The organism is Bacteroides sp. 3_1_23 (assembly GCF_000162555.1).
GTDB classification, from domain to species: Bacteria; Bacteroidota; Bacteroidia; order Bacteroidales; family Bacteroidaceae; genus Bacteroides; species Bacteroides ovatus.
The window spans coordinates 89,721-104,780 of the sequence record NZ_GG774956.1; the positions used below are offsets into that span (position 1 = coordinate 89,721).

Genomic DNA, 15,060 nt, shown 5'->3' on the forward strand with positions numbered 1-15,060 from the left:
GCTGTATGATATTAATTAAATAATGTGCTAATATTCCATTCCGCATGGTGAACAGCGGTTGGTATATTAGCACATGGAAATTTGAATTGTTACTTGTTGTCTCTTAAGTCTTTTACTCGGACGGCTTTTCCTTCGCTTTGCGGGAGAGAGCCTTTTTTTACCAGTTTAACTTTGGGAGTCACCAATATTTCATCCTTTAATTGGCGGGTTATATCCTTGCGGATCTTCTCCAGTTCAATATAATTGTCAGTGGAAAGGTCGCTTAATTCTACTTCGACGATCATCTCGTCTTGGTTGTTGACTGTTTCCAGTGTAATCAGGTAATTGCTGCCTAATTCGGGAAATTGTACGAGTATCTTTTCTACTTGCATCGGGAAGATATTTACTCCCTTGATAATGAACATATCATCACTGCGTCCCTTGATACGATCAATACGGATGTGCGTGCGGCCGCAGGGGCATTTTCCCGGAAGAATACGGGTTAAGTCACGGGTGCGATAGCGGATTAACGGCATCATCTCCCGGTCGAGAGTCGTAAGTACTAATTCTCCGATTTCTCCTTCCTGAACGGGTTCTCCTGTTTCCGGATCGATAATTTCTACCAGATAACAGTCTTCCCAGAAGTGCATTCCGTTTTGTTCCTGACATTCGAAAGCAACACCGGGACCGTTCATTTCTGTCATACCGAAGCTGTTGTATGCTTTTACGCCCAGCATCTTTTCTATTTTCCGGCGTTGTTCGTCGGTGTGAGGTTCAGCACCGATAACCAGCGTTTTCAGTGTGGTTCCTTTGGGATCAAGGCCTTCTTCCTGAAAGACTTCGGCAAGGCGGATGGCATAGCTGGGGATAGCATGTAAAGCGGTAGTCTTGAAGTCGTTGATGAATTTAATCTGTCGTTTACTGTTTCCGGCTGCGGCAGGGACTGTCAGACAGCCCAGGCGTTCTGCACCGTATTGGAAGCCTAACCCTCCTGTAAACATACCGTATCCGGAGCTGTTTTGGAAGACGTCGGTCTTGCGTATTCCTACTGCGTACAGGCAGCGGGCTACCAGGTTGGCCCAGGAGTCGAGATCGTGCTGTGAATGAACAATAACTGTCGGGTTTCCGGTAGTACCACTAGAAGAGTGAATACGTACACCATCATTGCTCATATCACCTGCTACCAGCCCGAAAGGATAGTGGGCACGCATATCGGCTTTGGTAGTAAAGGGCAATTTGCGGATATCGTCTAATGATTGTATGCTATCTGCAGTGATGCCATGTTTGCTGAAAACTTCTTTGTAATATGGGGAGTTTGCAGCTATATTGATTGTTTTCTTAAGCCGTCGAAGTTGTAATTCCTGCAACTTCTCCCGGCTCATGGTTTCTAGTTCTTCTTCCCAATATTGTGTATTCATGATAATGTCTGTTATTACATTAGCTTTTCTGCAATTTCCTTGCCGGCGGCCAATGCTTTAAGATTCATTTCTACAATTGCTTCTCCCTTGCGCAGGAAGATTTCACGGATGCTGTCTTGTACTTTTTCGTAGTCGATGTCAAGGAATGGAATGGTTGCTCCCAGTAAGACTATGTTGGCAACGCGGGCGGAGCCTACTTCTTTGGCTACTTTGTCTACGTTCAACACAATTTTGTGAGGCAGCTTATTGATTTCTGCCATTACTTTGTCTGCTTCCGGATAATTGGGGATATTGACAAACGGAGTTTCGTTAGTCACTAACCAACCGTTAGGGCTAAGATAAGGGAGGTAGCGCAATCCTTCCATGGGTTCCAATGAAATGATAAGGTCGCATTTACCTGATGGGATCAAGTCTGAAGCAATCGGCTGGTCGCTGATACGGAGGTTGGATTGAACATCTCCTCCGCGTTGGCTCATTCCGTGCACTTCTGCTTGTTTCATATATAATCCTTCTTTCAAGGCAGCTTTGCCGATCACTGTAGCAATAGACAGAATTCCCTGTCCACCGACTCCTGATAATATAATGTCTTTCTTCATGGCTTACTTACTTCTTTTTTTGCGTGCTAATGTCTGGATACACTCTCTACGTGGAATAATGACAGATACACCACGGTATTCGATCTCTTCGCGAATGATTTGCTTCATCTCCTCATAGTTTTTCTTCAACGGAGTAACGACGCGGATATGAGCCGGATCTACTCCGATACCTGCACAGATCGCTTCGATACGTCCGGTTCCGGCAGAGTCCTGTCCGCCTGTCATGGCGGTAGTTTCATTGTCGGAGATGACGATGGTTACACTGGCATTCTCGTTCACACAATCTAATAGTCCGGTCATTCCGGAATGGGTGAATGTGGAGTCTCCGATGACAGCTACAGCCGGGAAAAGACCTCCGTCAGCCGCACCTTTCGCCATCGTGATGGAGGCGCCCATGTCTACGCATGAGTTGATTGCATTGAAAGGAGCATTCGCGCCTAGCGTGTAACAGCCGATGTCGCTGAATACTTTATGAGATGGGTATTCTTCTTTCAGAACTTCGGTTAGTGTGATATACATATCGCGATGTCCGCAACCTTCGCAAAGTGCAGGCGGACGCATTTCTACGACAGAAGGAATGCCGAATTCCGATTTATTCTCTTTGCCTACGGCGCGGGCTACAGAGTCCGGATTTAATTCTCCATCCTGTGACAGAGTGCCGTCCAAGCGTCCTTTTACTTTAACGCCGATGCCCAGATAACCTTTCAATTGTTTTTCTACAAATGGTTGTCCGTCTTCCAGAACGAGGATTTCGTCACAGGAGTCAATCAATTGATGTAATTGCTTTTTAGGCAATGGATACTGGCCGATTTTAAGTACCGGATATTCGCAACCTTCAGGATAGTTTTCCATCAGATAGTTGTAGCCGATGCCACAAGCGATAATTCCTAACTTTTTGTTAGGACCATCTGTATATTTATTATAAGGTGATTCTTCCGAAGCTTTGATAAACTCGTCTTGGCGCGCAAGTAATACTTTGTAGCGTTTACGGGCATTTCCAGGTAACAAGATGAACTGACGAGGATCTTCGCTGAAAGAGATGCCATTCTGTGGTTTTTGTGCTTTGCGTTCTACTCCAGAGCGGGAGTGTGCAAGGCGGGTTACCATACGCATCAAGATAGGTTCGCCCAATTTTTCAGAGAATTCGAAACCACTGTATACCATATCATACGCTTCCTGCTGATTGCTGGGTTCGTACATGGGAATCAGTGAGAAATCTCCGTAGAAACGGCTGTCTTGTTCGTTCTGCGAAGAGTGCATACTGGGGTCGTCTGCTGCTATCACGATCAATCCGCCTTTCACGCCTGTGATGGCAGAGTTGACAAAACAGTCGGCAGCTACATTCATACCTACGTGCTTCATACAAACTAATGCCCGTTTACCAACGAATGACATACCCAACGCAGCTTCCATCGCTGTTTTTTCATTGGCACACCAACGGTTGTGTATATTCTGTTCGGTCGTTATTGGGGCCATTTGAATATATTCCGTAATTTCAGTTGAAGGAGTACCAGGATAGGCATAAACACCTGAAAGTCCGGCATCCAGTGCAGCTTGTGCAATGGCTTCATCGCCAAGTAAGAGTTGCTTGCTCATATATATTTCTTTTATTTAGTGTTGATCACAGTTTGTTAATCTATCGGGCAAAGATAGGCTTTTCCGTTCGTTTTATCACAAATTTACTTGAAAATCTTTCTTTCATTCAGGGCTTTCCAGTATTTTCTTGCATTTGCCATGTGGTCGGCATAATTGGATGCAAAGTTGTGAGTTCCGGAAAAATCTTCTTTAGCACACATGTAGATATAGTTATGTTTGGTATAGTTCAATACGCTGTCTATTCCCTTTTTAGAAGGGATACGGATGGGGCCTGGAGGCAGACCGGTATTTATATAGGTGTTATAGGGGGAATTGACTTTTAAATTTTCGTTGGTGATTCGGCGCAGACCGAAATCCTGTAGTGCAAATTTGATGGTAGGATCTGCCTGCAAAGGCATATCTTGATGTAAACGATTGATATACAATCCGGCTACCATTGGCTTTTCTTCATTGTTGTTGGTTTCTTCTTCAACGATGGAAGCAAGAGTGCTGACTTCTTCCGGTGTCATGCCGATGGCGGTGGCTTGTGCCAGACGTTCTTTGTTCCAGAAGCGTTCGTGCTCATTCTTCATCCGTTTAAAGAAGTCGTCTACGCTCATGTCCCAATATACCTGATAGGTTTCAGGTATGAAAAGGCTGGGGAGTGTTATGGTTGTGTATCCCATTTGAGCCTGGAAAGTAGAGTCGAATAACTGGCTGGCGATTTCGGCAGAGTCTATCATGAGTTGTTTTCCAATGCTTCGTGCTAACCGGTCTAATGTCCGGACACTTCCTATGGTAAGGTTGATCGCTTCCTGATAGCCTCTGGAAAAGCGACTATATACGTGATAGACATTGTCATTGGGGCGAATGGCATAACGTCCGGTATGGATATTCTGATCGAAATCTTTGTATTTTGCCATCCACTGGAAACCGGTGAACTTATTGACATGCCCGATTTTTTGTATTTTATGATAGATAGAGTCGGCTGTATCATCCCGGTCTACATAAATATATACGGTTTTAGATGGATGAAATTGAGGAGCAAACAGATAGTAATAAAAGGTGCCTCCGGCAATTGCACAAAGGAGGAATGCTCCGATTAGAATTGATAGTAGAATATTTCTCTTTTTTCTCTTCATCTTTTGAGGTATATTTAAAAAGTTCGTCAAAGATAAAAAGAATTTGGATAGGTGTAATCCCTTTCTATAATGAATCGTTGAAAAGAGGATGAATTACTCCGGACTTTTCTAATATTTAAAGATTGAATGTGCTGATTGTATTAGGTTGTATTGCGATTATTAATTCGTTCTACAATTGTGGAACGAATCAGAATTTGTATGTAGATAAGTTAGTCTTAGTGAAGCGAGTTGTTAATTAGTTCGGCCAGAGGGAATAATTTGCATTTGCTTCTATTTTGTTTTCTATCTCATCGGGTAAAGGTGCGAAGAAATCCATATTAGTCAGGCTCTCGATGCTATCCACTGTGACTACATATGAAGATAGAGGTTCTACTGCCTGCTCATTGTTGAATAAGAAGCCGATAGCCCGTATCGGTTTGGCAAAAGGAGATAGGACTACTTTGAAAAACCGTTGAGGTACTACGACCTTATTTTTCCCAATCGTTTTAGGCTGTTTTTCAATAATAGGTCCACATATAATAATAATGGCACTATCTGCTATAGCCCAATTCCGGATTTTTTCTTCCAGATTTTTCCATCCTCTTCTATTTAACTGGGGATGTTGGGGACACATATTGCTGAAATAGAATGATTCTTTCATGGCTTCAGGACTCCATTTCATATCTGCAGCAGGCGCCATGTGTCCTTTGTCGTATCCTGAACGGGTGTAGTCAGCATTGGTTGCAATCGGGCCTGTCACTAATGGGTCGGCAATAAAACGATTGCCTCTTTTTTCTTTTCCTTTGGTTTCTTCCCGGGTTAATTCGTAAGAGACCCAGTTGGGTATTTTTAAATCTTTGTTATATGATACGGTATATCCGCTATGCCGGATTATTTGTTCTTGCCGGGGAACTAATGGTATGGGTGTCTCCAGATCTTTGCCAAGTGGAATTTGAAGGGAGATATCGGTTTGCGGTTCATTATTATTCTGGGTATTAATCTGTTGGCAATATAAATAGACGCCAAAAAGAATAGGAATGAGCACAATGATGGCGATGATACATCCTAATCTGTTATTGGAATGTGATTTCTTTTTGAATAGCTTTCTGTTTTTACCTTTTTTACTTCGATTCATTGGTTAGCTAGTAATGGCGGGTTTGTTTTATTCTTCTTTTCTCATGCTGAATTCACAACCGCAATATTGTTGGTTGTAGAAGTTATACTCTTTAATGATGGCGATACGTCGTTCGCTAAGTCCGCCTTTCCGCCAATTCTGTTCCCAGTATGTGACATCCGGGTATGAAGCGGTGGCATATTGTCCGGCTTCATTAATCTGCTCCAGACTTTTCCAACGACTGGAAGCAAGCGTTGTGGTTATTATGGAAAGGCCATGTTCATGTGCATAACGGGCGGTCTCCAATAAGCGTAGTTTAAAGCAACGTAGGCAGCGTCCTCCTCTTTCGGGTTCCTGCTCCATTCCTGCTATATGGCATCGCCAGTTTTCATGATCGTAATCAGCATCTATTATCTCCAATCCCAATGATTGGGCATAGCGTGTACATTCGTCTTTTCTTATCATATACTCTTCCAGCGGATAGATGTTAGGATTGCAATAATAGATAACAGGGGTGATGTGATGTTGCATCATACATTCAATAATGGCTGATGAACAAGGAGCACAACAGGTATGAAGTAAGACTTTATCGGCTCCTCCCGGAACTTCGAGTTGGAATTTCTTTTTCATGCTGTAAAGTTAATACATATTTACGATACGAGTCAATGGTTTATGCTTTATTCAGAATAGTTTTTTATAAAAATAGGAGGGAGGATATCTCCTTTATACTGTTTTTTATAAAATCTTGTTTATTGAACTAATTCACTAAATGAGTATGAATTAACTAATTAATCTCATCTTTTTTACTATTTTTGTCCATTCAAGTTTATAACAACTCAATAATGAATGAATTAAATTGCGGGCAAGGAGAGCAAAATGCAGGCCCGGAGAAGAAAAAAAGTACCTCGAAAATAGTGAAGAGAACTTTAGTTGTGGCTGCATTGGCTTTGGCGGTATATGTTGTATATTCCGTAGTTTATTTATTTGTCTCACCTGATCGTAATATTCAGCAGATCTATCTGGTTCCGGAAGATGCGGCATTTATTATTCAGTCATCGGCTCCGATTGAAGATTGGGAGAAGTTTAGTGGAAGCAAGACGTGGCAATGCCTGAAGAAAGCGAAATCTTTTGAGGAGGTGACGAAAAGTGTGGAGAAGCTGGATTCCGTTGTTAAAAGCAATAAGGTATTATTGTCGCTTGTTGGTGAGCGGGATATGCTTATTTCGCTCCATAAGACTCGTCCCACTAATTGGGATTTTCTACTTATCCTGGATATGCAGAAGACATCAAAGATGGACTTATTGAAAGACCAGGTTGAAACCGTATTGGTTATGAGTGGTTTTACTGTGACTAATCGGATGCATAATAGCATTAATATCCTTGAAATGCGCGATCCCGAGACGAGGGATATTTTCTATATTGCTTTTGTCGATAATCATTTGGTAGGTTCTTATACATCTGGACTTGTCGAGTCGGCTATTGATTCTCGTAATAAACCTAAAATCGGGCTTGATCAGTCTTTTATTGAAACAGAGAAGTTGGTTTCCGGTAAGGGACTTGTCAGAGTCTTTGTCAATTATGCGCGTGTACCTCAATTTATGTCTATTTATTTAGGTACAAGAAATGAGTACATTGATCTGTTTAGCAATTCCATGAATTTTGCCGGACTTTATTTAAATACGAATAAGGAGCGGATGGAAGTGAAAGGATATACGTTGAAAAAAGATTCTGCCGATCCTTATGTCACTGCTTTGTTGAATTCGGGAAAACATAAAATGAAAGCACATGAGATTCTGTCCGGGCGGACAGCTCTTTATACGAATATAGGTTTCAATAGTCCGGTGACCTTTGTAAAGGAACTGGAGAATGCACTGTCGGTTCACAATAAACAGTTGTATGATTCTTATCAAAGTTCCCGGAAAAAGATAGAAGGGTTATTCGGTATATCTTTGGAAAAAAACTTTTTGAGTTGGATGTCAGGAGAGTTTGCTATTACCCAATCCGAACCAGGTTTGTTAGGACATGATCCCGAACTGATTCTGGCTATCAGGGCTAAAAGTATTAAAGATGCCCGTAAGAACATGGAATTCATTGAAAAGAAGATTAAGCGACGTACTCCGGTTAAGATTAAGACTGCTAATTATAAGGATTTCGAGATTAATTATGTCGAAATGAAAGGCTTTTTCCGCTTGTTCTTTGGAAAGCTATTTGATAAATTTGAGAAGCCATACTATACTTATGTTGACGATTATGTAGTTTTTAGTAATAAAGCTGCTTCTTTACTTTCCTTTGTAGAAGATTACGAGCAGAAGAATTTATTAAAAAATAATCCGGGTTTTGAAAATGCACTGTCATATTTAAAATCAAGTTCTACTATTTTCTTATATACAGATGTGCGCAAGTTTTATTCCCAGTTGAAACCGATGATGAATCCTGCTACATGGAATGAAATACAATCAAACAAAGACGTTTTGTATTCATTTCCTTACTGGACTATGCAGATTATAGGAGAGGATCAGTCGGCTTCTTTGCAGTATGTGATGGATTATAGCCCATATCAACTGGAAGAGGTTGACGTTGCTATTGCTACCGATGAAGATGATAAGGAAATGAACGAAGATGCTGAAACCGAAAAAGAGCAGATGAGCGAACTGAAACGTTTCTATATCGAAAAGTTTGAAGGAAACGTTTTACGGGAGTTTTATCCGGAGGGAGCATTGAAGAGTGAAGCGGAAGTAAAAGAAGGGAAACGCCATGGTCGTTACCGCGAATATTATGAAGATGGGACATTGAAACTTCGTGGAAAGTATGCAAATAATAAACCGAAGGGTACATGGAAGTACTATACCGAGGACGGAAAATTTGAACGCAAAGAAAAGTTTTAGATAACGTCAACAAAAGTTGATTTAAAAATTAAGCTCAAAAAATAACCGGATTCTTTTTGTTTTCTCAAATAAAGCTGTAATTTTGCACGCCGTAAACGAGAGACAAACGCCGCTATAGCTCAGTTGGTAGAGCAACGCATTCGTAACGCGTAGGTCGCCAGTTCAAGTCTGGCTAGCGGCTCTCAAATTAGAACGCTGATTATTATTTAATAATCAGCGTTCTAATTTTTACAGGATTTCCTGTTCTTAAAAAGGAAAATCCTGTGTATGTAATAGATGTGAAATATAAAAATGTAATCTATGTTGAGTCGTATTATTGTTTTAGTTGTCGCCGGAGTAGCTGTAGTCTATATCGTTCGCTTTATAGATAACTTTTTCTCCCAGCGTAGAAGATAAGACTAGCTTTCAAACATTCTGCTGCGTGCGAGCATACAAGCGCCAACGATGCCGGCTTTGTCTTTCAGCTTAGATGTGATGATGGCTGAATCTTTATTAACCAGATTTAGAGAGTACTTGCGTACGGCTGTTTTTATGGGCTGGGTGATATAATCACCGGTTAAAGATAAAGTTCCACCTATAATGACCAGTTCTGGGTTGAAGATGTTGATTAGCCCGGCAATTTGTTTGCCTAGTTTCTGCCCGATTTCTTCTACAATTTCAATGCAAAGCAGGTCTTCTTTATTCACAGCGGCAATGATTTCATCAAGAGTGATCGGGTTTTCCTCTGTGGCGATTCGTGTAGATAGAATGGAGCTTTCCCCACTTTGAATACGCTCTAATAAGATACGATGAAGTGCCGATCCGGAAGCTTCCGTCTCCAAGCAACCTTTTTTTCCGCAATGGCAGATTATTTCATTATCATAAGCACTCATGTGTCCAAATTCACCGGAGAATCCGGATTTTCCGGTATAAATCTTACCGTCAATAATAATTCCGATACCTACTCCCCAGCTTACATTTACAAAAATGATATCCTTTTCTCCTTTTACGCAGCCTTGCATATATTCGCCATAAGTCATGGCACGCGTGTCATTATCAATGGTTACTTTATATCCCAATTTTTCGGATAATACATCCGCCAACGGCCTTTCCTCAAAATTGAATTGGCTGAAGCTATACCCTGATTCAGGATTTACACGCCCCGACACATTTACATTAATATTTAAGATCTTCTCTTTATTAATAGTGAGTTTCTTTATAAAATTGAGAATATGCTTGCATAACTCATTCATCCCTTCGATTGAGTTCTCAAACTTATAAGGTATATTCATTTTCAATTCTACCATATCGCCTTTGAAATTTATCAGTCCGATATTGACGGCGAATCTTTTGATGTCTACACCCAAAAAGTAACCGGATTCCGGATTAAGCCCATAGAGGTTGGGATGGCGTCCGCCACTAGTTTCCAATTTGCCATAATCATTAATATATCCGTCATCACACATTTCACCGATAAATTTGGTGACAGTCGGTACACTTAAATCCAGCTCTTTTGAAAGATCGGGAATTGTAGAACTTCCATTATATATATAATGTGTAATAATCCTCTTTTTGACAAGAGCACTTTTAGAGCCTTTTTCTATTTCTTTCAAGAATTGTTGGTTCATAACTATGTATATTTGGTAATTCACACAAAGATAATTAATTTTTTTATTAACACGTGGTTTTTAGGCCTTGAAAATTAGAATATCTTGAATGTTATATTCCCTATATACTATGTAATGGATTTATATATAGGATAATGTAGCTATGGACGATTGTGGATATAATAAATGAAAGAAGACGATTTGTGAGGTAATTCCCCCTTCTATTAATTAATAATGCGAGGAATAACGATTTTATTAATAAAATATTTTATTATCTATTGTTTATTTAATAAATATAGCTATATTTGTGCCGTGATATTATTAATAAAACTCTATATCCTTAAATGAATTTAGTATGAGAAACTATTTTTTAGGTCTGTGTTTATTATTTGCTTTGTGTTTCACGGCATGCTCTCATTCAGATGATTCTGTTGATGTGCTAATTATTGGTGGTGGTGCCAGTGGGGTAACTGCTGGTATTCAGTCTGCTCGAATGGGGGCTGTGACATTGATAGTGGAAGAAACAGAATGGCTGGGTGGAATGCTCACTTCTGCAGGTGTAAGTGCTGTTGACGGAAACTATGATTTACCGGCAGGCCTATTTGGAGAGTTTCGCGGACATTTGGCAGATTATTATGGTGGACTTGATTCTCTAAAAACCGGTTGGGTGAGTTCAGTGTTATTTGAACCTTCAGTTGGAAATAAAATTTTCCATGAAATGGTTAATGCAGAGAAAAATCTAAAAGTATGGCATAATGCTACTTTGGTCAAATTGGAGAGAGAAAATGATTCTTGGATTGCTCAAATTCAGATGCAAGATCATACGATTAAAAAAGTAAGTGCTAAAATATTGATTGATGGTACCGAGTTAGGGGATATAGCAAAAATGTGCGGTGTGAAGTATGATATCGGTATGGAAAGCCGTCATGATACAAAGGAAGATATTGCTCCGGAAGAGAAAAATAATATAGTTCAGGATATTACATATGTAGCAATTTTAAAAGATTATGGCAAAGATGTGACTATTCCTTGTCCTGAAGGATATAATAAGGATGAATTTGCTTGTGCTTGTGCCAGTCCTGTTTGTATCACGCCTAAAGAGCCGGATCGTGTATGGTCTAAGGAAATGATGATAACTTATGGAAAACTTCCTAATAATAAATACATGATTAATTGGCCGATAGAAGGCAATGATTATTATGTAAACTTGGTCGAAATGACCCGTGAGGAACGTGAAGAAGCTCTGAAATATGCAAAACATTATACGATGTGTTTCGTCTATTTTCTGCAACATGAATTAGGTTTTAATACATTGGGCTTAGCTGACGATGAATATCCTACTGCTGACAAATTACCCTTTATTCCTTATCATAGAGAGTCTAGGAGAATCCATGGATTAGTGCGCTTTAATCTAAATCATGTTTGTGAACCGTTCAAACAGTCCCAACCTCTTTATCGTACTTGTATTGCTGTAGGAAATTATCCTGTGGATCATCATCATACCCGTTATCATGGATATGAAGAATTGCCTAATCTTTATTTTCATCCGGTACCTTCATACGGTTTGCCTTTAGGAACTTTGATTCCAAAAGATGTTGAAGGATTGATCGTTGCTGAAAAATCAATATCTGTTTCTAATATAATTAATGGTACCACTCGTTTGCAACCGATGGTTATGCAGATCGGACAAGCAGCGGGAGCATTGGCAGCCCTTGCAGTGAAAGAAAATAAGAGTATTAGCGAGGTGTCTGTTCGTGAAGTGCAAAATGCAATATTGGACGCGAAAGGATATTTATTGCCTTATTTAGATGTTGCAATAGATCATCCGATGTTTAAATCGTTGCAACGTGTAGGCTCTACAGGAATTTTGAAGGGTATAGGTAAAAGTGTCGACTGGGCAAATCAAACGTGGTTTAGAGCAGATACTTTGTTGTTGGCGAATGAGTTGGAAGGGCTAAGAGATGTGTATCCTTTTGTTGATAAGCAAGTTTTTGAAGGTAATAATACCATATCAATTCAGAAAGCAGTAGAGATGATGGAAGGGATTGCTGAAAAAGAAAGTATTGAGTTGAAGAAGGGTAGGGTCGAAGAAATCTGGAATGAATTTGGCTTGAAAGATTTAAATATGAACCGAAATATTCTACGGAGTGAAATGGCAATTTTGATTGATCAGATATTAGATCCTTTCAATAATAAAAAAGTAGATATTACAGGACAGTATATTCAATAGGTAATGAAAATATAAGTGTTAACTGCTGTTTTAATTAAACTAATATGAAAACATTAGATCGAAGAGATTTTCTAAAAAAAGCGACATTAGCTGGTGCATCAGCTTTGGCTGTACCAACTTTGTTTGAATCTTGTACTTCAAAGGCTAGTGCCAGTACAGTAGTGGTAGCTGATGGTTTGGAAAGTAAACTCATTGTTCCTAAAAACAATGGATTAAAAATCACCGGAACTTTTTTGGATGAGATTTCACATGATATTCCACATCAAAACTGGGGTGAGAAAGAATGGGACATGGATTTTCAGCATATGAAAAATATAGGAATTGATACGGTAATAATGATCCGTTCGGGTTATCGTAAATTTGTAACTTTTCCTTCTCCTTATCTGCTGAAGAAGGGGTGTTATATGCCTTCTGTTGATTTGGTAGATATGTTTTTGCGTTTGGCTGAAAAGTACGGAATGAAATTCTATTTTGGACTATACGATTCGGGCAAATACTGGGACACAGGAGATATGACTTGGGAGGTGGAAGATAACAAATATGTGATTGATGAGGTCTGGGAAAATTATGGTTCCAAGTATAAAAGTTTCGGAGGATGGTATATCAGTGGTGAAATAAGTCGGGCAACGAAAGGTGTGATTGGTGCTTTCCATACATTAGGAAAACAATGTAAGGATATATCTAATGGATTGCCGACTTTTATATCGCCTTGGATTGATGGAAAGAAAGCAATAATGGGAACGACGAAAATGACTAAAGAAGATGCCGTTTCTGTACAACAACACGAAAAAGAATGGGATGAAATTTTTGATGGAATTCATGATGTGGTAGATGCATGTGCATTTCAAGATGGTCATATTGATTATGATGAATTGGATGCATTCTTTTCTGTCAATAAAAAATTAGCAGATAAGTATGGTATGCAATGTTGGACAAATGCTGAATCTTTTGACCGTGATATGCCTATTCGTTTTCTACCCATTAAGTTTGATAAACTTCGGCTGAAACTGGAAGCTGCCAAACGTGCCGGATATGATAAGGCTATTACTTTTGAATTTTCTCATTTTATGAGTCCACAGTCAGCCTATTTGCAAGCTGGTCATTTATATGACAGATATAAAGAATATTTTGAAATAAAATAAATGTTATGAAGTCTACAATCAACTTTGGTTATCTTATATTCCTTTCTGTTGTGGCAGCATTGGGAGGCTTTTTGTTCGGATATGATACCGCGGTTATATCGGGAACAATTGCCCAGGTGACTCAACTATTTCAGTTAGATACGTTGCAACAGGGATGGTATGTAGGATGTGCTTTAGTAGGCTCTATTGTAGGTGTTCTTTTTGCAGGAATCCTAAGTGATAAGTTAGGAAGAAAACTTACGATGGTTATTTCAGCCGTATTGTTCTCTACATCAGCTTTGGGTTGTGCACTATCTGCCGATTTTACTCAATTGGTGATCTATCGGATAATAGGTGGAGTAGGGATAGGGGTTGTTTCCATTGTTTCTCCTCTTTATATATCTGAAGTAGCCGTAGCACAGTATAGAGGACGCCTAGTGTCATTGTATCAGTTGGCTGTAACAGTCGGTTTCTTAGGAGCTTATTTAGTTAACTATCAATTATTGGCATGGGCGGAGAGTGGTACGCAATTGAGTGTGGATTGGTTGAATAAAGTATTTATAACTGAAGTATGGAGAGGTATGTTGGGTATGGAAACATTGCCAGCAATCTTATTCTTCATAATCATATTCTTTATTCCGGAAAGTCCTCGCTGGTTAATCGTGCGTGGAAAAGAATTGAAGGCTGTAAATATATTAGAAAAAATATATAATTCAATTACAGAAGCGAAAAGTCAATTAAAAGAAACGAAATCTGTACTGACCTCTGAAACGAGATCGGAATGGTCGTTATTAATGAAGCCTGGAATCTTCAAAGCTGTTATTATCGGTGTTTGTATTGCCATTTTAGGGCAATTTATGGGAGTGAATGCAGTGCTTTATTACGGCCCTTCTATTTTTGAAAATGCAGGACTTTCAGGTGGCGATTCTCTTTTTTACCAAGTTCTGGTAGGACTAGTCAATACTTTGACCACCGTTCTGGCTCTTGTCATCATTGATAAGGTAGGCCGCAAGAAACTTGTTTATTACGGAGTTTCGGGAATGGTTGTTTCTCTGATTCTCATCGGCCTGTACTTCCTCTTCGGAGATTCCCTGGGAGTATCCAGCCTCTTCCTGCTCGTTTTCTTCCTGTTCTATGTATTCTGCTGTGCCGTGTCTATCTGTGCCGTGGTGTTCGTGCTCCTCTCGGAGATGTATCCCACCAAGGTTCGCGGACTGGCCATGTCGATAGCAGGATTCGCTCTGTGGATCGGAACGTACCTGATCGGACAGTTAACCCCCTGGATGCTCCAGAACCTTACCCCCGCCGGAACATTCTTCCTGTTCGCCCTCATGTGCGTGCCGTATATGCTGATTGTCTGGAAACTCGTGCCGGAGACTACCGGGAAGTCGCTGGAAGAGATTGAAAGATATTGGACCCGTTCGGAATAGTAAAA

The 15,060-nt window shown here is 40.0% G+C and carries 11 protein-coding genes and 1 tRNA gene; 5 read left to right on the forward strand and 7 right to left on the reverse strand.

Going from position 1 to position 15,060, the window contains the following annotated elements:
• Positions 1-89 precede the first annotated feature (89 nt).
• The 6 genes from HMPREF9010_RS01555 to HMPREF9010_RS01530 form a co-directional block, all read right to left on the reverse strand.
• Positions 90-1,397 (reverse strand): phenylacetate--CoA ligase, encoded by a 1,308-nt coding sequence (locus HMPREF9010_RS01555; RefSeq protein WP_004297543.1) that lies wholly within the window; start codon positions 1,395-1,397, stop codon positions 90-92.
• A gap of 14 nt (positions 1,398-1,411) precedes the next feature.
• The gene (locus tag HMPREF9010_RS01550; protein WP_004297544.1) at positions 1,412-1,993 is read right to left on the reverse strand and encodes an indolepyruvate oxidoreductase subunit beta; all 582 of its coding nucleotides are present in this window, start codon (positions 1,991-1,993) and stop codon (positions 1,412-1,414) included.
• A gap of 3 nt (positions 1,994-1,996) precedes the next feature.
• Complete coding sequence (locus tag HMPREF9010_RS01545; protein ID WP_004319097.1) at positions 1,997-3,589, reverse strand: thiamine pyrophosphate-dependent enzyme; 1,593 nt, start codon at positions 3,587-3,589, stop codon at positions 1,997-1,999.
• Between the two features lie 83 nt (positions 3,590-3,672).
• On the reverse strand, positions 3,673-4,710 hold the full coding sequence (gene mltG / locus HMPREF9010_RS01540) for an endolytic transglycosylase MltG (RefSeq protein ID WP_004319095.1): 1,038 nt from the start codon (positions 4,708-4,710) through the stop codon (positions 3,673-3,675).
• Positions 4,711-4,945: 235 nt separating this feature from the next.
• On the reverse strand, positions 4,946-5,824 hold the full coding sequence (locus HMPREF9010_RS01535; RefSeq protein WP_004326832.1) for a DNA/RNA non-specific endonuclease: 879 nt from the start codon (positions 5,822-5,824) through the stop codon (positions 4,946-4,948).
• Between the two features lie 27 nt (positions 5,825-5,851).
• Positions 5,852-6,433 (reverse strand): epoxyqueuosine reductase QueH, encoded by a 582-nt coding sequence (locus HMPREF9010_RS01530; protein ID WP_004307237.1) that lies wholly within the window; start codon positions 6,431-6,433, stop codon positions 5,852-5,854.
• Between the two features lie 212 nt (positions 6,434-6,645).
• On the opposite strand from HMPREF9010_RS01530, the gene HMPREF9010_RS01525 reads away from it, so the two are divergent.
• Positions 6,646-8,688 (forward strand): toxin-antitoxin system YwqK family antitoxin, encoded by a 2,043-nt coding sequence (locus tag HMPREF9010_RS01525; RefSeq protein WP_008651662.1) that lies wholly within the window; start codon positions 6,646-6,648, stop codon positions 8,686-8,688.
• A gap of 108 nt (positions 8,689-8,796) precedes the next feature.
• A tRNA-Thr gene (locus tag HMPREF9010_RS01520) sits at positions 8,797-8,869 on the forward strand.
• Between the two features lie 217 nt (positions 8,870-9,086).
• Here HMPREF9010_RS01520 and HMPREF9010_RS01515 read toward each other — a convergent pair.
• Positions 9,087-10,295 (reverse strand): ROK family transcriptional regulator, encoded by a 1,209-nt coding sequence (locus HMPREF9010_RS01515; protein WP_004307234.1) that lies wholly within the window; start codon positions 10,293-10,295, stop codon positions 9,087-9,089.
• A gap of 334 nt (positions 10,296-10,629) precedes the next feature.
• Between HMPREF9010_RS01515 and HMPREF9010_RS01510 the strand changes: the two genes are divergently transcribed.
• Genes HMPREF9010_RS01510 through HMPREF9010_RS01500 form a run of 3 tightly spaced genes read left to right on the forward strand, consistent with a single transcriptional unit; the run spans position 10,630 to position 15,055 of the window.
• Entirely contained in the window at positions 10,630-12,504 is a 1,875-nt protein-coding gene (locus HMPREF9010_RS01510) for an FAD-dependent oxidoreductase (RefSeq protein ID WP_008651664.1), read from the forward strand.
• A gap of 44 nt (positions 12,505-12,548) precedes the next feature.
• Positions 12,549-13,646: a DUF4434 domain-containing protein gene (locus HMPREF9010_RS01505; protein WP_008651666.1), complete on the forward strand. Its 1,098-nt coding sequence runs from the start codon at positions 12,549-12,551 to the stop codon at positions 13,644-13,646.
• A 5-nt stretch (positions 13,647-13,651) separates the two neighbouring features.
• Positions 13,652-15,055 carry a sugar porter family MFS transporter gene (locus HMPREF9010_RS01500; protein ID WP_008651667.1) on the forward strand — a complete coding sequence of 468 codons (1,404 nt, stop codon included), beginning with the start codon at positions 13,652-13,654 and terminating at the stop codon, positions 15,053-15,055.
• Positions 15,056-15,060 lie beyond the last annotated feature (5 nt).

What these genes read in the sequence shown, in the direction of transcription:
- HMPREF9010_RS01555 (WP_004297543.1), bottom strand. Translation starts at nt 1,397, where the DNA reads ATGAATACACAATATTGGGAAGAAGAACTAGAAACCATGAGCCGGGAG.
- HMPREF9010_RS01550 (WP_004297544.1), bottom strand. Translation starts at nt 1,993, where the DNA reads ATGAAGAAAGACATTATATTATCAGGAGTCGGTGGACAGGGAATTCTG.
- HMPREF9010_RS01545 (WP_004319097.1), bottom strand. Translation starts at nt 3,589, where the DNA reads ATGAGCAAGCAACTCTTACTTGGCGATGAAGCCATTGCACAAGCTGCA.
- mltG (WP_004319095.1), bottom strand. Translation starts at nt 4,710, where the DNA reads ATGAAGAGAAAAAAGAGAAATATTCTACTATCAATTCTAATCGGAGCA.
- HMPREF9010_RS01535 (WP_004326832.1), bottom strand. Translation starts at nt 5,824, where the DNA reads ATGAATCGAAGTAAAAAAGGTAAAAACAGAAAGCTATTCAAAAAGAAA.
- HMPREF9010_RS01530 (WP_004307237.1), bottom strand. Translation starts at nt 6,433, where the DNA reads ATGAAAAAGAAATTCCAACTCGAAGTTCCGGGAGGAGCCGATAAAGTC.
- HMPREF9010_RS01525 (WP_008651662.1), top strand. Translation starts at nt 6,646, where the DNA reads ATGAATGAATTAAATTGCGGGCAAGGAGAGCAAAATGCAGGCCCGGAG.
- HMPREF9010_RS01515 (WP_004307234.1), bottom strand. Translation starts at nt 10,295, where the DNA reads ATGAACCAACAATTCTTGAAAGAAATAGAAAAAGGCTCTAAAAGTGCT.
- HMPREF9010_RS01510 (WP_008651664.1), top strand. Translation starts at nt 10,630, where the DNA reads ATGAGAAACTATTTTTTAGGTCTGTGTTTATTATTTGCTTTGTGTTTC.
- HMPREF9010_RS01505 (WP_008651666.1), top strand. Translation starts at nt 12,549, where the DNA reads ATGAAAACATTAGATCGAAGAGATTTTCTAAAAAAAGCGACATTAGCT.
- HMPREF9010_RS01500 (WP_008651667.1), top strand. Translation starts at nt 13,652, where the DNA reads ATGAAGTCTACAATCAACTTTGGTTATCTTATATTCCTTTCTGTTGTG.